This is a genomic window from Streptomyces sp. NPDC051320, assembly GCF_040682175.1.
Classification (GTDB): domain Bacteria; phylum Actinomycetota; class Actinomycetes; order Streptomycetales; family Streptomycetaceae; genus Streptomyces.
This window is the reverse complement of the sequence record NZ_JBFBAL010000004.1, coordinates 182,718-200,549: the sequence shown is the minus strand read 5'-3', so window position 1 is coordinate 200,549 and position 17,832 is coordinate 182,718. Positions and strand designations below refer to the sequence as shown.

Annotated in this window: 13 protein-coding genes; 7 read left to right on the top strand and 6 right to left on the bottom strand. The window is 71.6% G+C overall.

Annotation, left to right across the window (positions count from 1 at the left end):
- Nucleotides 1-2: 2 nt before the first annotated feature.
- Nucleotides 3-1,526 carry a M23 family metallopeptidase gene (locus AB0M87_RS11190; protein ID WP_365851682.1) on the bottom strand — a complete coding sequence of 508 codons (1,524 nt, stop codon included), beginning with the start codon at nucleotides 1,524-1,526 and terminating at the stop codon, nucleotides 3-5.
- A 248-nt stretch (nucleotides 1,527-1,774) separates the two neighbouring features.
- Entirely contained in the window at nucleotides 1,775-2,710 is a 936-nt protein-coding gene (locus tag AB0M87_RS11185) for an alpha/beta fold hydrolase (protein WP_365851681.1), read from the bottom strand.
- Nucleotides 2,711-2,988: 278 nt separating this feature from the next.
- On the opposite strand from AB0M87_RS11185, the gene AB0M87_RS11180 reads away from it, so the two are divergent.
- Complete coding sequence (locus tag AB0M87_RS11180) at nucleotides 2,989-3,402, top strand: cobalamin B12-binding domain-containing protein (RefSeq protein ID WP_365851680.1); 414 nt, start codon at nucleotides 2,989-2,991, stop codon at nucleotides 3,400-3,402.
- Between the two features lie 215 nt (nucleotides 3,403-3,617).
- On the opposite strand, the gene AB0M87_RS11175 is transcribed toward AB0M87_RS11180, so the two are convergent.
- Together AB0M87_RS11175 and AB0M87_RS11170 are read right to left on the bottom strand one after the other, a co-directional pair.
- The gene (locus AB0M87_RS11175) at nucleotides 3,618-5,171 is read right to left on the bottom strand and encodes a DUF5691 domain-containing protein (protein WP_365851679.1); all 1,554 of its coding nucleotides are present in this window, start codon (nucleotides 5,169-5,171) and stop codon (nucleotides 3,618-3,620) included.
- A gap of 120 nt (nucleotides 5,172-5,291) precedes the next feature.
- On the bottom strand, nucleotides 5,292-6,704 hold the full coding sequence (locus AB0M87_RS11170) for an SWIM zinc finger family protein (RefSeq protein WP_365851678.1): 1,413 nt from the start codon (nucleotides 6,702-6,704) through the stop codon (nucleotides 5,292-5,294).
- Nucleotides 6,705-6,822: 118 nt separating this feature from the next.
- Between AB0M87_RS11170 and AB0M87_RS11165 the strand changes: the two genes are divergently transcribed.
- From AB0M87_RS11165 to sucD, 5 genes are all read left to right on the top strand, one after another.
- On the top strand, nucleotides 6,823-7,926 hold the full coding sequence (locus AB0M87_RS11165; protein WP_365851677.1) for an AAA family ATPase: 1,104 nt from the start codon (nucleotides 6,823-6,825) through the stop codon (nucleotides 7,924-7,926).
- On the top strand, nucleotides 7,923-10,412 hold the full coding sequence (locus AB0M87_RS11160) for a DUF5682 family protein (RefSeq protein ID WP_365851676.1): 2,490 nt from the start codon (nucleotides 7,923-7,925) through the stop codon (nucleotides 10,410-10,412). Before AB0M87_RS11165 ends, AB0M87_RS11160 begins: the two co-directional genes overlap by 4 nt.
- Entirely contained in the window at nucleotides 10,412-11,611 is a 1,200-nt protein-coding gene (locus AB0M87_RS11155) for a VWA domain-containing protein (RefSeq protein WP_365851675.1), read from the top strand. Before AB0M87_RS11160 ends, AB0M87_RS11155 begins: the two co-directional genes overlap by 1 nt.
- A 302-nt stretch (nucleotides 11,612-11,913) precedes the next feature.
- Entirely contained in the window at nucleotides 11,914-13,089 is a 1,176-nt protein-coding gene (sucC, locus tag AB0M87_RS11150) for an ADP-forming succinate--CoA ligase subunit beta (RefSeq protein ID WP_365851674.1), read from the top strand.
- Between the two features lie 45 nt (nucleotides 13,090-13,134).
- A complete protein-coding gene (gene sucD / locus AB0M87_RS11145) occupies nucleotides 13,135-14,022 on the top strand; it encodes a succinate--CoA ligase subunit alpha (RefSeq protein ID WP_365851673.1) in 888 nt (295 codons plus the stop codon).
- Between the two features lie 64 nt (nucleotides 14,023-14,086).
- Here the strand turns inward: sucD and AB0M87_RS11140 are convergent, their stop codons facing one another.
- A complete protein-coding gene (locus AB0M87_RS11140; protein WP_365851672.1) occupies nucleotides 14,087-14,890 on the bottom strand; it encodes a hypothetical protein in 804 nt (267 codons plus the stop codon).
- A gap of 125 nt (nucleotides 14,891-15,015) precedes the next feature.
- On the opposite strand from AB0M87_RS11140, the gene AB0M87_RS11135 reads away from it, so the two are divergent.
- Nucleotides 15,016-16,926, top strand: a complete 1,911-nt coding sequence (locus AB0M87_RS11135) for a DUF6350 family protein (RefSeq protein ID WP_365851671.1) — start codon at nucleotides 15,016-15,018, stop codon at nucleotides 16,924-16,926.
- A gap of 44 nt (nucleotides 16,927-16,970) precedes the next feature.
- Here AB0M87_RS11135 and AB0M87_RS11130 read toward each other — a convergent pair whose 3' ends face one another.
- Nucleotides 16,971-17,786 (bottom strand): hypothetical protein, encoded by an 816-nt coding sequence (locus AB0M87_RS11130; RefSeq protein ID WP_365851670.1) that lies wholly within the window; start codon nucleotides 17,784-17,786, stop codon nucleotides 16,971-16,973.
- Between the last annotated feature and the right edge of the window lie 46 nt (nucleotides 17,787-17,832).

Here is a 17,832-nt window from a genome sequence, read left to right as displayed (position 1 = left end):
GTTCAGGTCGGGTCGAGGCCGTGGCTGCGCAGCCACGGCAGCGGGTCGACGGCTGCTCCGCCGTGCGGATGCACCTCGAAGTGCATATGCGGTCCGGTGGAGTTGCCGGAGTTCCCCGAGTAGGCGATCACGTCACCGGCCTTGACGATGCCGGAACGGATCTTGGTGCTGCTGAGGTGGCAGTACCAGGTCACGGTGCCGTCGGGCGCGGTCACCATGGCCATGTTGCCGTAAGCGCTGTTCCACTTGGTCTGGACCGTGCCGTCGGTCGCCGCCATGACCGGTGTCCCGTACGAGACGGGGAAGTCGATGCCGGTGTGCACCGACATCCAGTTGACCCCCGCCTGGCCGAAGTAGGCGCTGAGGCCCTTCTGTTTCACCGGCAGCAGGAACTTCGGTCGCGCGGCTTCCTTGCGTGCGGCCTCCTCCGCGGCCTTCTTCTTGGCGTCGGCCTGCCGCTGTTTGAGGTCGATGCGCTCCTGCGTGCGGCTGGCGCGGTCGGCGAAGTCGTCGGCCTCATGACTGAGGTTGGCGAGCTGGGTGTCCAACTTGTTGTTGACGGCGACCGGCTTGACGGAGGAGGGGTCGGCTGCGGCCCGGGTCGTGGCGCCGCTGTCGTCCCCGCTGAACCCACCGACGGTCGCGGCGGCGACACCGGCCACGCCCATCACACAGACCGAGGGGACCGCGACGGTGAGCAGCGCGGAGCGCTTCGCGGGGGTACGGCGGCGGCCGCGCCCGCCGGAGGCGCGACGGGCGGCGGGCGCGTGGCTCAGCTCGTACGGCGGGGGGTCGGGGCTCTCCGACTGCTCCGTGTGGTCCGGGCTGTCGCCGGTTCCCGCTGTCTCCGGGGTGTCCGTGGGGTTCGCGGTTTCCGCGGTGGCCGCCAGGTCGGGGACGTCGGTGATGTCTGCGACGTCGATGGCGCTGAACTGGCTTGTGCCGTATGCGGTCGGGTCGTCGAGGTAGGCGCCCGTGTCGTAGGCGCCCGTGTCGTGGCTGCCGGCGTCGTAACCGTCCGCTGCGTAGGCGCCGGTGCTTCCGTATGTGCCGGTGCCGTACGTGATCTGCGTGCCGTAGTCCTGGGCCGGCCACTGCGTGGTGGCGTGGGCGGCCGTCTCGAACTGGCCCGTCCCGTTCCAGGCGTTGGCGTCCCACTGGCCGGTCGCGTCGTAGTCGGCGGCCCCCGTTTCGTGGGCCGGCGACTCGTGGTCCGGCATCGGGAAGGACCACTGGCCGGTGGTGTTGTAGGTGTCCCCGCCACCCTGCGGGACCTGCTGGGCGGCATAGGCCGCGTCGTAACCGGCCGTCTGTTGAGCCCCGGTGTCCCACTGAGTGGTGTCGTACTGCCCGCTGTGATGTGCCGAGTGCCCTGCCGCGTAAGGGCCGGGGAGATCGCCGAAGAGCGGATCGGCGGCGTACGTGCCGGTGGAGTAACTGCTGCCGGGGTAGCCGTCGGTGGGGTAACCGTGAGTGTGGGGGGAGTCGCTTTCCACATACCCGGCGTGGGTTTGCTGGTCGTTCACCAACGTCTCTCTCGCCTCGGCAGCAGGGCCCTGCCCTGGGGCACCCCCCGGTCCAGAGCAGTGGCGCGACTGTACCCGGCAGTACGTCGCGGCGACAATCTTCGGCGGCCATCAGTGGCCCGCGAAACGGTCATTCGGCCGTCTTTCGGGGACTATGGGCCCACCTTTGGCACGGCGTTCGGAGAGCGTTCGAGCTGCCGACCCGCTTCCGGGGCTCCTTTCGAGCCACCGGGGCGAGGCGGCCTTCCTCAGGCCACCGACGCCGTGCCCTCGAGGCCGGTGGATTCCTGGGCGTCCAGGGCCTGCCGGATACCGGCTGCGACAGCGGGGTGAACCGGCAGGGCGAGGTGGCCGATGCCGGTGACCCGGACGTTGGTCGCGATCAGATCCGGATGGTCGATGCAGGCCGCCTCGACCGGCGCCATCAGATGGTCGAGATCGCTCCAGAAGCTCACGAACCGGGTGCGGCACCCCACCGCCGGACTGCGCAGCTCCTCGATCAGGTCGGAGTGCGGGAGCATCTGGCGCATCAGGGGATGAGCACTCAGCAATTGGGCCATTTGAGTGCCGGCATGCGGGGTGCCGAGGGTGACCAGTGTCCGCACGCGGACGTCGCCGCCGAGGCGCTGCACGTAGTAGCGGGCGATCAGTCCGCCCAGACTGTGGCCGACGATGTCCACCTCGTGGTGTCCGGTGCGGGCACAGATTTCCTCGATGTGGCGTCCCAGCAACTCGGCAGCGGCGCGGACATCGCAGGTCAGCAAGGAGTAATTGAGCGACTCCGCATGGTGGCGACCGTGCCGGGACAGGGAGCGGCGCAACAGGAGGAACACCGAGCGGTTGTCGATGAAGCCGTGCAGCAGGACGACGGGCGGCTGATCACTCACCGTGGCCGCTCCCACGCCCTGCGCAGTGGTCAGGGAAGCGGAATCGGGGGTCTCGTTCACGGGTGGAAGGGTCCTGCGCTCGGCCGAGATGCCGGACGGATAGAGCAACAGATGACCGGCGAGAATCGCCAGATCGAGCGCGGTGGCTCGCAGCAGCACCGAGGAGAGGCGCAGGTGCCGGATCAAGCCTCCCGGGCTGAGCAGGGCTCCCGCCGGGCTGAGCAGGGCTCCCGGGCTGCGCAGGAGCTGCGGGCTGAGCAAGCACCGCGGGCTGAGGACGAAGGGCAGGACCTTCATTGGCCGACCTCCTGAACGGCATACGGAGGGTGACGCGGTGGCATCCGTATGCACTCATGGGGTCACCGGGGAGAGACCGGCCGATGGACCTGAGACCGCCTCTCGACTGCGACTCCCGATGCACCGGCCCCGGATGCGGCCCATTTGTCTGCCGAAAGGGGGGTACGGCGCGTAACGAATACGTCCCATGTGTGATTTCCCCCTCTCCGGCCACCGCGAAACCGCTGGTTGCGGGATGCTGTGGATAACGTTCGTTCACATCGTGCATGGAGGCAGTGATGGGTGTCGTCGGTCCGATCCGCGTAGTGGTCGCCAAGCCGGGACTCGACGGGCACGATCGCGGCGCGAAGGTGATCGCCCGTGCGCTGCGGGATGCCGGTATGGAGGTCATCTACACCGGCCTTCACCAGACCCCCGAGCAGATCGTGGACACCGCGATCCAGGAGGATGCGGACGCCATCGGGCTCTCCATCCTCTCCGGGGCCCACAACACGCTGTTCGCGAAGGTCCTCGATCTGCTCCGGGAACGCGAGGCGGAGGACATCAAGGTCTTCGGCGGCGGGATCATCCCGGAGGCGGACATCGCGCCGCTGAAGGAGCAGGGCGTGGCGGAGATCTTCACGCCCGGCGCGACGACGGCCTCCATCGTGGACTGGGTCCACGCGAATGTCCGCCAGCCGGCCGAGGCGTAGGGAAACCGGGCTGCCGGACCTCAACGGAGGAGCCGCCGCGTGGCGGCTCCCCGCGCGGCGTAGACCTCCGCGCGGCGTAGACCTCCGCGCGGCGTAGACCTCCGCGCGGCGTAGACCCCTGCGCGGCGTAGACCTCCGCGCGGCGTAGACCCCTGCGCGGCGTAGAACCCCGCGCGGCGTAGACCCCTGCGCGGCGTAGATCCCCGCCCGGCGGGTTACGTACCCGCCAGCTCCTCCCACATCGCGGCCCGCAGCTGCAGCGTGGCCACCAGCCGCTGAAAGGCCTCCGACCAGTAGCCCCCGGCCCCTGGCGAAGCTCCCTCCGCCTCGGCGGGTATCGCGGTGAGGGCCTCCAGCCGACGCGCCTCCACCGGGTCCAGGCAGCGCTCGGCCAGGCCCATCACACCGCTGAAACTCCACGGGTAGCTGCCCGCGTCCCGGGCGATCTCCAGGGCCTCGACCACCGCCCGGCCCAGTGGCTCGGCCCAGGGGACCGCGCAGACGGACAGCAGCTGGAACGCCTCGGACAGGCCGTGGCCCGCGATGAAGCGGGCGACCCGGTCGGCTCGCTCACCGTCCGGCAGGGTGGCCAGCAGCTTGGCGCGTTCGGCCAGGGACGCCGTACCGGGGCCGTCCAACAGCGCACGGGACCAATCGGCGTCGCCCTGCCGTACCGCGGCCCGGCACCAAGCGGCGTGCAGCTCCTCGTCCCAGCCGTCGGTCACTGCCAGCGTGACGATCTGCTGCGGCGTACGGCCACCGAGCACCCCGGGCCAGACAGCGAGGGGCGCCGCCTCCACCAGCTGGCCCAGCCACCAGGACCGCTCGCCGCGGCCTGCCGGAGGGACCGGGACCACACCGTCGCGCTGCATCGCCGCGTCGCATTCGTGCGGCGCCTCGACCGCGATACGGGCGTGGGCGTCGGTCCGGTCCAGGCTGACGCAGGTCACCGCACGGCTCGCCATCCGGCCGGCCAGGGCGGACCGGGGGAGCGCGGAGAGCAGTTCGGCCGCCGTACTGCGGACGTTCCGGCTGCGGTCGGACAGGGCCTGTTCCAGGAAGGGTTCGTCCGCTGCGGTGAGCCTGGTGCGCAGGGAGTCCAGGAACATCAGCCGGTCCTCGGCCCGCTCCGTCGTCCAAGTGGTGGCGAGCAGGTCGAGCCCGGCCGCGGGGGCATCGGCCCGTACCGCGGAGAGCAGGGCGACCCGCTCGGCGAACAGGCCCTCCTCCCACAGACGCCGGACGGCTCCGGCATCGTCCGGTGACGGCAGCACGGCTGCGCCGGACGTGCCGCGCAGCGCGTACTTCCACTCCGGGTTGAGCCGGGCCAGCCACAGTCCGCGCGGTCCGACGAAGGCCAGTGCCTGAGGCCGCAGATCCGACCGCGCCCGCGCCGCGTCCAGCAGCGCGTCGATGAGCGAGGCCGGTGCCCGGTAGCCGAAGTGGGCTGCCGCGGTCAGCCATGGGGGCAGCAGCTCGGTCAGATCGGGAGAAGCGCCACGTCGGCCGCCGGAGTTCGAGGCTCCGGCCCGGTCGGCGAGCAGCTGGGCAAGTCTGCGCCGGGCGGCCGCCGGCGGCTCCGGCCGTGGATCGGGCGGCGCCGGGACCGGCCGAGCCGCGGCGGGTGCCGGGCGCAGACCGGCTCTTCGCCGTACGGTGTGCACCGCGGCGATGTCCAGCAGTGCGGGGGCACCGGCCGGCGATGGGCGGCGATCGGTGCCGAGCAGAGCCGCGGTGACGAGGTCTTCCCAGGTGGCGGTGCCGGTCATCGGTTCCCTCCGTGGATGGTTCGGATCGGCGGATGGTTCGACCGGCGAGTGGTTCGGGTGGGGGAAGGTCGGATCGGGGAGTGGTCGGATCAGGGAGTGGTCGGATCGGCGTGGCTCCGCTCAACGGTGCAGGGGTACGGCGTCGGAGCTGCCCGGCTGCCAGGCCGTGAGCGGGGTGAAGCCGCGGTGACCGCACTCGCCGAAGACGGTGACCGGCTCTCCGCCGGAGAGGGCGGTGAGCCTCCACAGCCCGGACCGGGACGGTGCGTCCGGCGCTACGGGCAGGGCGGACTGCCCATCGGTGTCGACCAGTTGCCAGCCGACGCCGTCGCCCGCGTCGGGAACCGGTATGACGGAGCCAAGGGTCACTGGTCGCCCGGTGAGCCAGGGATCGTCGCTCAGTGCTCGACCGTAGGCGGCGAGTGCGCCGCCGACCGTCGTTCCCGGCGGTGGGCCTCCCGACTGCGCGGGGATGCCGAAGCGCTCGCCGAGCGCGGCCCGCAGTTGACCCGCGCCCGGGTACGCGGTGAGCTCGGCGTCCAGTGTCAGACCCGTCGGCAGGGCGGTTCCCGGTGGCCGCCCCGCTGCCCCGAAGTCCAGCAGTTGGGCCGTCCTGCCGGTCCGACGGCCGTACAGCCAGATCCGTCGCGTGGTGAGCTTGCCGTCGAAGGTGTCGTACTGCGACAGCACCAGCCAGTGGTCGCGGAGGGCCGGGCCGGCGGGCGCGGTGGGAAGCCCGATGCGTGACCGGACCGTCGCCGCCAGCGGCTCCGGCAGCAGTTCGCGGTCCAGCCAGGCCCGGTCGAGCAGATGCAGCAGGGCGCATTCCTCGAGCAGCCGCACCGGCCAGCCGGGCCCCGAGGCCGGTATCGCCCCCAACTCCCGCACCCGGCCGGCCAGTCCGGGCGCCTGCGCGTCGATCATCCGGGCGGCCGTCTCCTCCCACAGGTCGTACCCCGCCTGCTCGGCCGTCGAGAGCCCGCCGCGCAGCAGATCCGCCAGCCGCTGCTCCAGCTCCGTCGCCCCCGCGGTGACCCGCTCTGCCCTGCGCTCCGCCCTGCGCCTGGCCCCTTCCGGATCAACCGCGCTCGCCGCCACGGGACCGGGCCCACCGCTCGGCTCCCGCGTCTGCTGCTGCCGAGCACCCTGCTGCTGCCGTGTGCGGAGCCACTCGCCGGCCCACTCCGGCGGTGTCTCCGTCTCCCGCACCTCATGCGCTTCCGCCGCCCAGAGCAACAAAAGCCCCAGTGCGTGCTTGCAGGGGAACTTCCGGCTGGGACAGCTGCACCGGTACGCCACGCCCGCCGTGTCCACGACGGTCCGGTACGGCTTGCTGCCGCTTCCCCCACACAGTCCCCAAACGGCACCCGAACCGCCTCCGCACCCCGTTTCCGACCAAGGCCCTGGTGACCCGAGCCTGCTTCCCGCCTTACGTGAGGCCGCGTCAGGAGCCAGTGCGAGCACCTGATCCACCGTCCAGCGCACCCCCTGCTCCCGGGGCGCCGGGTGTTGTTCCCCGTTGTTTCGCAGCATGTTCCTCAAGCTAGGCGCCACCACTGACAATCCATCCTGACCTGCGGAAACAGTCGATTGTCAGTGCCATGGTGCACGGTGGGAAGCACATCGGGTCGAATGATCTGGAGGGGGATCCATGACCGCGTCCGAAACCACCCCGGCAGAGGTTCTGCGGCCGCACGCCGAAGACGCGTTCGCCCACGAACTGTCGGCACTCGCCGCCGCCGACGACCGGCCGCGTCCCGAGCGCTGGCGGCTCTCGCCCTGGGCCGTGGCCACCTATCTGCAGGGCGGTTCGCTGCCCGACGGCACCGTGATCACTCCCAAGTACGTCGGCCCGCGCCGCATCATCGAGGTCGCTGTCACCACGCTCGCCACCGATCGCGCGCTGCTCCTGCTCGGTGTCCCGGGCACCGCCAAGACCTGGGTCTCCGAACACCTGGCGGCGGCCGTCAGCGGTGACTCCACCCTGCTCGTCCAGGGCACCGCGGGCACGCCGGAGGAAGCGATCAGATACGGCTGGAACTACGCCGCGCTGCTGGCCCACGGCCCGAGCCGGGACGCCCTGGTGCCCAGCCCGGTGATGCGGGCGATGGCGGAGGGCATGACCGCCCGGGTCGAGGAGTTGACCCGGATCCCCGCCGATGTGCAGGACACGCTGATCACGATCCTGTCGGAGAAGACACTGCCCATTCCGGAGCTGGGCCAGGAGACACAGGCGGTCCGCGGATTCAATCTGATCGCCACGGCCAACGACCGCGATCGCGGGGTCAACGAACTCTCCAGCGCCCTGCGCCGCCGCTTCAACACGGTGGTCCTGCCGCTGCCCGCATCGGCCGACGCAGAGGTCGACATCGTCTCCCGGCGGGTCGACCAGATAGGGCGCTCCCTCGAACTGCCCGCCGCACCCGAGGGCATGGACGAGATCCGGCGGGTGGTCACCGTCTTCCGCGAACTGCGGGGCGGGGTGACAGCCGACGGGCGCACCAAGGTCAAGTCCCCGTCGGGGACACTGTCCACGGCTGAGGCGATCTCCGTCGTCACCAACGGCCTGGCGCTCGCCGCGCACTTCGGGGACGGCGTGCTGCGGCCGGCCGACGTCGCCGCGGGGCTGCTCGGCGCGGTCGTCCGCGAACCGGCGGCCGACCGGGTGATCTGGCAGGAGTATCTGGAGACGGTGGTCCGCGAGCGGGAGGGCTGGAAGGACTTCTATCGCGCCTGCCGGGAGGTCTCGGTATGACGGCATCCTCGACGCCTCACGAGTTCGCCACCCCGTTGCTCCTCGGGGTGCGCCATCACGGACCGGGCTCGGCCCGCGCGGTGCGGGCCGCACTGGAGGCTGCGGCACCCAGCGCCGTACTGATCGAAGGGCCGCCCGAGGGCGACGCGTTGCTGTCGCTCGCCGCCGATCCCGAGATGCGTCCGCCGGTCGCGCTGCTGGCCCACGTCGTGGACGACCCATGCAGAGCCGCGTTCTGGCCGCTCGCCGACTTCTCACCGGAATGGGTGGCGATCCGCTGGGCCCAGCAGCACCAGGTGCCGGTTCGCTTCATCGACCTGCCGGCGGCTCACTCGCTGGCGGTGGCGGAGGACGGGACGGCTGCGTGGGAAGAGAGGGAGGACAGCCCGGAAGCAGACTGGGGAGCAGACCCACGGGCCGATCCGGAGACCCGTCCGGGACCCGGTGCGGTAAGGATCGATCCCATCGGGGTGCTCGCCGAGGCCGCCGGGTACGACGACGCCGAGCGCTGGTGGGAGGACGTCGTCGAACACCGAACCTCCGGATCCGCGGACGCCTTGGCGCCGTTCACCGCGCTCGCCGAAGCCATGGGCGCGCTGCGGGACACATTCGGCGACGGCGGTTTTCCGCACGATGCGGCGCGCGAGGCCTGCATGCGCATCCAATTGCGCGCCGCCCGGAAGGAATTCGGGTCGGCGGTGGCCGTGGTCTGCGGCGCTTGGCATGTGCCCGCGCTTGCCGCGAAGACCACTCTCGCCGCCGACCGGGCCCTGCTCAAGGGGCTGCCCAGGGTCAGAACCGAGATGACCTGGGTGCCCTGGACCCATCGCAGACTCGCCCGGCGCAGTGGTTACGGCGCGGGCATCGAGTCGCCCGGTTGGTACGGGCATCTGTTCAGCGCCACCGACCGCCCCGTGGAGCGCTGGATGACCAAGGTCGCCCGGCTGCTGCGGAGCGAGGACCGGCCGATCTCGTCGGCACACGTCATCGAGGCGGTGCGGCTGGCCGGGGCGCTCGCCGCCATGCGGGGGCGTCCACTGCCCGGACTGACCGAGACGACCGACGCGATCCGGGCGGTGATGTGCGAAGGCTCCGACATACCACTCGCTCTGATACAGGACCGGCTCGTCGTCGGCGATGTGCTCGGCGAGGTCCCGGACACCTCACCGGCCGTACCGCTCCAACGTGACCTGACGCGCGCTCAGCGATCCCTGCGGCTCAGACCGGAAGCGGTGGACCGGGAGCTGGATCTCGATCTGCGGAAGGAGACCGACGCCGCACGTTCCCGGATGCTGCACCGGTTGCGGCTGCTCGGAGTGCGCTGGGGCGAGCCTGCCGCAGGCCGCGGGAGCGCCGGCACCTTCCGGGAGAGTTGGCGGTTGCGCTGGGAGCCGGAGCTCGCGGTGCGGGTCGCGGAGGCCGGAGTGTGGGGAACGACCGTGCTGTCCGCAGCCACCGCCAAGGCCGAGGCGCAGGCCATATCGGCGACCGCGCTCTCGGCGGTCACCGCGCTGGCCGAGGAGTGTCTGCTCGCCGAACTGCCGGACGCCCTCCCGGTGGTGATGCGAGCGCTCGCCGACCGTGCCGCGCTGGACACCGACGTCGGGCACCTCGCCCAGGCGCTGCCCGCGCTGGCCCGCTCGCTGCGATACGGGGACGTGCGCTCCACGGATACCGCCGCGCTGGGCGAGGTGGCGGTCGGCCTGGCCGAGCGCATCTGCGTCGGATTGCCACCGGCCTGCGCCGGCCTGGACGCCGATGGCGCGCAGCAGATGCGCACCCACCTGGACGCGGTGCACACCGCCATGGGGTTGTTGCCGGACACCGGAGAACTCCGCGACCGCTGGGCCGATGTGCTGGGCAGACTGGCCCGGCGTGACTCGGTCGCCGGGGTGATACGCGGGCGGGCGGCCCGCCTGCTGCTCGACGATGGCCTCCTGGCGCAGGAAGCGGCGGCGCTGCTGATGGGACTCGCTCTGTCACCAGGTGCGCCGCCCGCCGATGCCGCCGCTTGGATCGAGGGCTTCGTCGGCGGGGCCTCCGGCGGAGGCATGCTGCTGGTCCACGACGAGCGGCTGCTCGGGCTGATCGACAGCTGGCTGACGGGTGTACCGACGGACGCGTTCACCGACGTGCTGCCCCTGCTGCGCCGCACCTTCTCGGCGTACCAGCCAGGCGTCCGCCGCACCCTTGGTGAGCTGGTCGGGCGCGGTCCGGCCGATGGTGGCCGGAGCCGGGCCGGTGCGCCGGAGACCTCGGCGCCCGGCTTCGGCGCCGGGCTCGACACGGAGCGTGCGGATGCGGTGCTTCCGGTCCTGCGGCTTATCCTCGGCGGCGGTCAACACACCAACGGTCAACACACCAACGGTCAACACACCGACGGCCATGGCGCTGACGGTCATGGCGCCGACGGTCAAGGCGCCGACGGCCATGGCGCTGACGGCCATGACATCGACGGGAACAACGACCTGGTGGGGGTGGGCTGATGCACGCGGCGGACGACCGGCTACGGCGCTGGCGGCTGGTACTCGGCAGTGAGGCGGCGGACGGCACCGGGGTCTCACTCGGCGGCAAGGACGCAGCGATGGACGGCGCACTGGGCGCGCTCTACGGCAGCGGGCGCCCCGAGACCTGGCGCACGCCTTCCGGAGGCGGCGGCGAGCGATCTGCGGGGCTGGGCGCGTCCGCGCCGTCCGTGGCGCGCTGGCTCGGGGACATCCGCAGGTACTTCCCCGGTTCGGTCGTCCAGGTGATGCAGCGCGACGCCATCGAACGGCTCGGGCTGTCGGCCCTGTTGCTCGAACCGGAGATGCTGGAGGCGGTCGAGGCGGACGTGCACCTCGTCGGGACTCTGCTCTCGCTCAACAAGGCGATGCCGGAGACCACCAGGGAGACCGCCCGGGCGGTGGTCCGCAAGGTGGTCGAAGACCTGGAGAAGCGACTGGCGACGCGCACCAGGGCCACCCTCACCGGGGCACTGGACCGCTCGGCGCGGATCAGCCGTCCGCGCCACCGGGACATCGACTGGGACCGCACCATCCGCGCCAACCTGAAGAACTACCTGCCCGAGCACCGCACCATCGTTCCGGAGCGGCTCGTCGGATTCGGACACGCCTCGCAGTCGGTGAAGAAGGACGTGATCCTCTGCATCGACCAGTCCGGGTCGATGGCGGCCTCGGTCGTCTACGCCTCGGTGTTCGGCGCGGTGCTCGCATCGATGCGTTCCCTCGCCACCCGGCTCGTCGTCTTCGACACGGCAGTCGTCGATCTGACCGACCAGCTCGACGACCCGGTCGACGTCCTGTTCGGCACCCAACTGGGCGGCGGGACCGACATCAACCGGGCCCTCGCGTACTGCCAGTCGCGGATCAGCCGTCCCGCAGACACCGTGGTCGTGCTGATCAGCGACCTCTACGAAGGCGGGATACGGGACGAGATGCTCAAGCGGGTCGCGGCGATGAAGGCATCGGGGGTGCAGTTCGTGGCGCTGCTCGCGCTGTCCGACGAGGGCGCACCCGCCTACGACCACGAGCACGCGGCTGCCCTCGGCGCGCTGGGGGCGCCGGCCTTCGCCTGCACTCCGGACCGGTTCCCGGAGGTCATGGCGGCGGCGATAGAGAAGCGACCGCTTGTGTCGTCGGTCACCCCCGGCGATGTCCCGGACACGCTCGGACCGCACCCGTAACCCGCCCCCCGGTCGGCTCGGGAGCCGCATCACCGCAGCTCACGGGGCAGTTGCCGAGTGCAAGCGATACGCTGGTGCCGGGCGGGAGTGCTGTGACCGTAATCACCGCGCAGGTGTGATCTGCGATTTAGGGACCAAGCTCCCACGGGGATAACCTGCGAGACGGACATGCCGCGTACCCGGACACCGTGTACGCCTCCCTTGTGACAGCGGTCACGTTGCCCTTCGCGGCACGCCCACGCAGAGAACGAACCGCGATCACTACTGCGACGACGATTCAAAGCAAAGGGAGACGGACGCGCGTGGACCTGTTCGAGTACCAGGCGAGGGACCTCTTCGCCAAGCACGGTGTACCGGTGCTGGCCGGTGAAGTCATCGACACGCCTGAGGCGGCGCGCGAGGTGGCCGAGCGTCTGGGCGGCAAGGCCGTCGTCAAGGCGCAGGTCAAGGTCGGGGGCCGTGGCAAGGCCGGCGGCGTGAAGCTCGCCTCCGACCCGGCTGACGCCGTAGCGAAGGCCGACGCCATTCTGGGCATGGACATCAAGGGCCACACGGTCCAGAAGGTCATGCTCGCCCAGACCGCGGACATCGCGGAGGAGTACTACGTCTCCTTCCTGCTGGACCGCACCAACCGCACCTTCCTCGCCATGGCCTCCGTCGAGGGCGGCGTGGAGATCGAGATCGTCGCGGAGGAGAACCCCGACGCGCTGGCGAAGATCCCGGTCGACGCCAACGACGGCTGCACGCCGGAGAAGGCCGCCGAGATCGTCGCCGCGGCGAAGTTCCCGGCCGAGATCGCCGGACAGGTCGCCGACGTCCTGCAGAAGCTGTGGACCGTCTTCATCAAGGAGGACGCCCTCCTCGTCGAGGTCAACCCGCTGATCAAGTCCGGTGACGGCAAGATCATCGCCCTTGACGGCAAGGTCTCGCTCGACGAGAACGCCGACTTCCGCCAGCCCGAGCACGAGGCTCTCGAGGACAAGGCGGCGGCCAACCCGCTCGAGGCCGCCGCCAAGGCCAAGAACCTCAACTACGTCAAGCTCGACGGTGAGGTCGGCATCATCGGCAACGGTGCGGGGCTCGTGATGAGCACCCTCGACGTCGTCGCCTACGCCGGTGAGAAGCACAACAACGTAAAGCCCGCCAACTTCCTCGACATCGGTGGCGGCGCCTCCGCAGAGGTCATGGCGAACGGCCTGGAGATCATCCTCGGCGACCCGGACGTCAAGTCCGTGTTCGTCAACGTCTTCGGCGGCATCACCGCGTGCGACGAGGTCGCCAACGGCATCGTCCAGGCGCTCGAGCTCCTCAAGTCCAAGGGCGAAGAGGTCACCAAGCCGCTGGTCGTGCGCCTCGACGGCAACAACGCGGAGCTGGGTCGCAAGATCCTGTCGGACGCCAACCACCCGCTGGTGCAGCGCGTGGACACCATGGACGGCGCCGCCGACAAGGCCGCCGAGCTCGCGGCTGCACGCTGACATCGCGCGTCTTCGACACGACAAGGGAACAAGGGCACTAACACCATGGCTATTTTCCTGACCAAGGAAAGCAAGGTCATCGTCCAGGGGATGACCGGCGCCACCGGCATGAAGCACACCAAGCTCATGCTCGCTGACGGCACCAACATCGTCGGCGGCGTGAACCCGCGCAAGGCCGGTACGTCCGTCGACTTCGACGGTACGTCCGTCCCCGTCTTCGGCTCCGTCGCCGAGGCGATGGAGAAGACCGGCGCCGACGTCTCCGTCGTCTTCGTGCCGCCGGCCTTCGCCAAGGCCGCGGTCGTCGAGGCGATCGACGCGGAGATCGGCCTCGCGGTCGTCATCACCGAGGGCATCGCCGTGCACGACTCGGCTGCCTTCTGGGCGTACGCGGGCTCGAAGGGCAACAAGACCCGGATCATCGGTCCGAACTGCCCCGGCCTGATCACCCCCGGCCAGTCGAATGCCGGCATCATCCCGGGTGACATCACCAAGCCCGGCCGCATCGGTCTGGTGTCGAAGTCCGGCACGCTGACCTACCAGATGATGTACGAGCTCCGGGACATCGGTTTCTCCTCCGCCGTCGGCATCGGTGGCGACCCGGTCATCGGTACGACGCACATCGACGCCCTCGCGGCGTTCGAGGCCGACCCCGAGACCGACCTGATCGTGATGATCGGCGAGATCGGCGGCGACGCCGAGGAGCGTGCGGCCGACTACATCGCGAAGAACGTGACGAAGCCGGTCGTCGGCTACGTCGCGGGCTTCACCGCGCCCGAGGGCAAGACGATGGGCCACGCCGGCGCCATCGTCTCCGGCTCCTCCGGCACGGCGCAGGCCAAGAAGGAAGCGCTCGAGGCCGCAGGCGTGAAGGTCGGCAAGACGCCGACCGAGACCGCCAAGCTGGCCCGGGCGATCCTGGCCGGCGCGTAGTCATCGTTTGTCTGATCCGGGCCGGTACCCCCGTGGGGGTGCCGGCCCGGTCGCATGTCCGCTGCTACTCGGGTCGCGGGACCAGACGGCCCGGGCCGTTCGGCCGGGCGGTGCTGAGCTTCTTCCAGAGTTTCTTGTCGGCGGTGGTCAGCTGCTGCGGGCCGCCGCGCGGCGGGACACCCTCGACGCGGTGCGGCGGGCCGGTCGGGCGTGCGTAGTGGTTGGGGGCGGTGACCAGGGCGAAGGCGGTGACCGCGGCGAGCAGCACGACGCAGCTGATGGTGAGCCGCGTCCAGAACCGGGCCTTGCGCTCGCTGCCGGTTCGCACCGCCCGGGCGGTGGGCAACCCGGGGGCCGGGCCGTTGAGGGTGAGCGCGCTCAAACGTTCCTGCAGCAGTCCCGGCGTTCGCAGTTCCGGTACCTGCCGGACGACGGCGGCCCTGGCATGCAGCAGCCGGCCGGCGGTGGCCGGGGTGCTCGCCTCGGTCTCGGCGGCGGTCTCCGGCAGGTCGAGCCCCAGGCCGTCGTAGAGCAGCAGCGCGCGCCGGTGGGCGGGCGGCAGCGCGAGCAGCGCCGCACGCAGCGGCGAGCCCGCGGGATCGGTGGCGGGGTGGTCGGGCTGCTCGTAACCCCGGCGCAGCAGGTACCAGGGCGATACCGCGTACTCGTATGCCGCAGCGCGCACCCACCCCGCCGGATCCGGGTCGGTCGCGACCTCGGGCCATCGCTCCCAGGCCAGCTGGAAGGCACGTTCGACGGACTCCTCGGCCGGCCGGCGGCGGCCGGTGAGCAGATACGTCTGGTGGGCCAGGGCGGGGGCGGCTTCCGCATAGAGCAGGTCGAAGGCCTCGGCCGGCGTGGCGTTCATGAGGTGCCCGCTGCGCTGCCCCTGGCCATGCACCAGTCTGAAAAGTACATAAACGTATATTGAGTGACACGACCGGCCTTTCGCCGTTACGCCGGGAAAGCGCGTGTCGTTGGCAGCATGGCCGGGTGACCCAGACGACCGAATACCGCCCGCTCCTCCCGCCCCTGCGGAGCCGACCCACCGCGCTGGCCCACTGCGTGCTGCGCGGGGCCGTCGCGGCGGGTCTCGGGTTCAGCTCGCTGGCGGTACTGGTGATGCTCCTGTGGATCAGCTCTCCGTACCCGGACAGCGGCCCCCGCGGCGCCCTGCATGTCACGGCCGGACTGTGGCTGCTCGCCCATGGCACCGCACTGACCAGGCAGAGCACCCTCTCCGGTGCACCGGCCCCGCTCGGGGTGGCGCCGATGCTGCTGATGCTCCTGCCGATGTGGCTGATCTACCGGGCCGCGCGCGACGCGCTCGACCCCGAGGAACGCCGTCCCGTCGCCACCGACCGCGGCGCCTTCACAGCGGTGACGGGCGGCTATCTGCTGGTCACCGCCGCCGTACTGGCGTACGCGGCGGGCGGCCCGATGCCCGCCGCGCCGGTGAGCGCACTGCTCCATCTGCCGGCCGCCATCGGGGGCGCGGCCGGCATCGGTGTCTGGAAGGCGAACGGGTGCCCCGGCGGCCCGTTTCCCCGATGGCTGTGCGTCGTGGTGCCCGCAGGCGTACGGAACTCGCTCGGGCGCCCCTGGGCGGCCGCCGCGCTCAGGTCGGCCGGCGCGGCGACCGCCGTGCTGGTGGGTGGCGGCGCCCTGTTGGTCGGCGGCTCGCTCGTGTGGCACGAAGGGGCGGCCCGGGCGTCTCTGATGCAGCTCACCGGGGTGTGGTCGGGCCGGTTCGCGGTCCTGCTGCTGGCGGTCGCGCTGGTGCCGAACGCGGCGGTGTGGGCGGCGTCATACGCGCTCGGCCCGGGCTTCGCGCTCGGCGTCGGGGCGACGGCCACGCCACTCGCGACGGTCGGAAATCCCGCCCTGCCGTACTTCCCACTGCTGGCCGCGCTACCGACCGAGGGCCGCGGCACCCCGCTGACCTGGGCGGTCGCCGCAGTTCCGGTGGCCGCAGGGGTGGTGCTCGGCTGGTTCGCGACCCGGGTAGGGCCCAGGGGCCGGCGCCGGGCGCTGCGCGACACCGTGCGTACGGCCGCCGTGGCAGCGCTGGGGTGTGCGATCGCGATGGCGGTACTGGCGGGGCTGGCGGGCGGTCCGCTGGGGACGGGCGCTCTGAGGTCCTTCGGGCCGGTGTGGTGGCGTACCGGAGCGGCGGCCCTGGCCTGGACCCTGACCGCGGGCATGCCGGTGGCGCTTGTCAGACATTGGTGGGCAGGGCACCCCGAGAGGGCCGCACGCAAGGCGGCGGCAACGGCCGCGAAGAACGCCGAGGCGGCGCGAGCGGCGAAGGCCGCGCAGGCCGCGCAGGCCGTTCACGCCGCGAAGACGGCGGAGCGGGAGCGGGCGGCGCGGCCGGAGCGGCGGGGCTGGTGGCGGCGCACGGCACCCGCCGGCCCGGATACGAAGGTCCCGACCGGCGGGGCGCCCGGCGGCGCCGGGAGCAGGCCCGAGGACGCGCATGCCCGGGCCGCCGAGGCGGTCGCCGAGGTGCTGAGCGCGGTTCAGGCGCTCGAGGACGCCCTTCCGGCGGCGCCGGCGTCACCCGTCCTCGCACCGCACACAGAGCCCCCGGAGCAGGCCCTGACATCGGAGCCCGCAGCGCAGGAGTCCACCGGCGCCAAGGCGTCCACGGCGTCCAAGGAGACGGGCAGCACGTCCCGGGGCAGCGGCGCCGGCGTCGCCTCGGGTGACGGTTCCGCCGAAGAGGGCGGTGACCGGCCACCAGCAGAGACAAACGTGACGGACACCGGTACCACCGACGCCGAGCCCCCGGCCGCCGAGTCCCAGGCCGCCGAGCGCCCCGACTCGGAGCGCCCCGACTCGGAGCCCCCGGATTCGGACCCCCCGGACGCCACCGCGCAGCAGCCCTCCGACAGGGACTGACCGGGGGCGGCCGGCCCCGGCGGCCCCTGCGTCCGCGACTCTTCCTACTTCTTCGTTCCGAGGATCGGCACCAGTGAGTCCGGGAGATGGGAGTTGCATGCGAGCTGACCCTGCTTGGTCAGCGAGTCGTGCACACACGTGTAGTAGTCCCGGTACACCAGCTGGGACGTGAACGTGAGCGCCACGATCAGGAGCGCGAGGCCCGCCGTCACCAGACCGCTCACCGCCGCTGTGATCTGCGGCTTCGACGAGCCGGGATACGGACCGGGAGCCGCCGGCGCGGCAGGCGGGCCCGTCGGCCGCGCCGTCGCGTCGGTCCGCGGGTGCAGAGCCGGGTGCCCGCCGGCTCGCTGCCGCGGCTCCGCCCGCAGCGAGCTGACGCCCCAGTACACCGCGAGGGCGCCGAGCAGCAGTCCGACCTGCGGCAGATTGAAGAGGGCGAAGAAGAACGCCCACATCCCGGCGAGCAGGGCATAGCGCGCCCGGCGCTGAACAGGGTCCGTCGGGTCCCAGCGCAGCCCGGGCCCCGGGCCGCCCTTACCGCCCTGGCCGCCGTCCGGCTCGTTCGGGCCGCTCTTGGGCCGCTGCGGTCCGCTGCCGAAACCACCGTCCTGGCGACCCGGCTGCACCGGGCTCCACTGGCTGCCACGGCCGGGCGAAGAGGGTTCGGACGACGAGGACTCCTCGTCACCGTTGGCCGGGTGCCGGGGCTGCCACGGCTGCTCCGGCCGGTCCTCGGGCGGTGGCGCGAAGGGGTTGTCGTCGGGCTCCGTGGAAGAGGGCCGGCGTTCCCGCAGCAGCATCGAAACCTGCTCCTGCAGTGGGGTGCGGAGAGTCGCGCGGTGGCGTCGGTCCTGCATCTGGTGAACGTCTTCCCCTCATTCGGTTCCCGTCCGGAAGACGGTC

Excerpts from the sequence above, each read along its gene's own strand:
- AB0M87_RS11180 (WP_365851680.1), top strand. The coding sequence starts at position 2,989 with ATGGGTGTCGTCGGTCCGATCCGCGTAGTGGTCGCCAAGCCGGGACTC.
- AB0M87_RS11170 (WP_365851678.1), bottom strand. The coding sequence starts at position 6,704 with ATGCTGCGAAACAACGGGGAACAACACCCGGCGCCCCGGGAGCAGGGG.
- AB0M87_RS11165 (WP_365851677.1), top strand. The coding sequence starts at position 6,823 with ATGACCGCGTCCGAAACCACCCCGGCAGAGGTTCTGCGGCCGCACGCC.
- AB0M87_RS11130 (WP_365851670.1), bottom strand. The coding sequence starts at position 17,786 with ATGCAGGACCGACGCCACCGCGCGACTCTCCGCACCCCACTGCAGGAG.
- AB0M87_RS11155 (WP_365851675.1), top strand. The coding sequence starts at position 10,412 with ATGCACGCGGCGGACGACCGGCTACGGCGCTGGCGGCTGGTACTCGGC.
- AB0M87_RS11185 (WP_365851681.1), bottom strand. The coding sequence starts at position 2,710 with ATGAAGGTCCTGCCCTTCGTCCTCAGCCCGCGGTGCTTGCTCAGCCCG.
- AB0M87_RS11175 (WP_365851679.1), bottom strand. The coding sequence starts at position 5,171 with ATGACCGGCACCGCCACCTGGGAAGACCTCGTCACCGCGGCTCTGCTC.
- AB0M87_RS11160 (WP_365851676.1), top strand. The coding sequence starts at position 7,923 with ATGACGGCATCCTCGACGCCTCACGAGTTCGCCACCCCGTTGCTCCTC.
- AB0M87_RS11140 (WP_365851672.1), bottom strand. The coding sequence starts at position 14,890 with ATGAACGCCACGCCGGCCGAGGCCTTCGACCTGCTCTATGCGGAAGCC.
- sucD (WP_365851673.1), top strand. The coding sequence starts at position 13,135 with ATGGCTATTTTCCTGACCAAGGAAAGCAAGGTCATCGTCCAGGGGATG.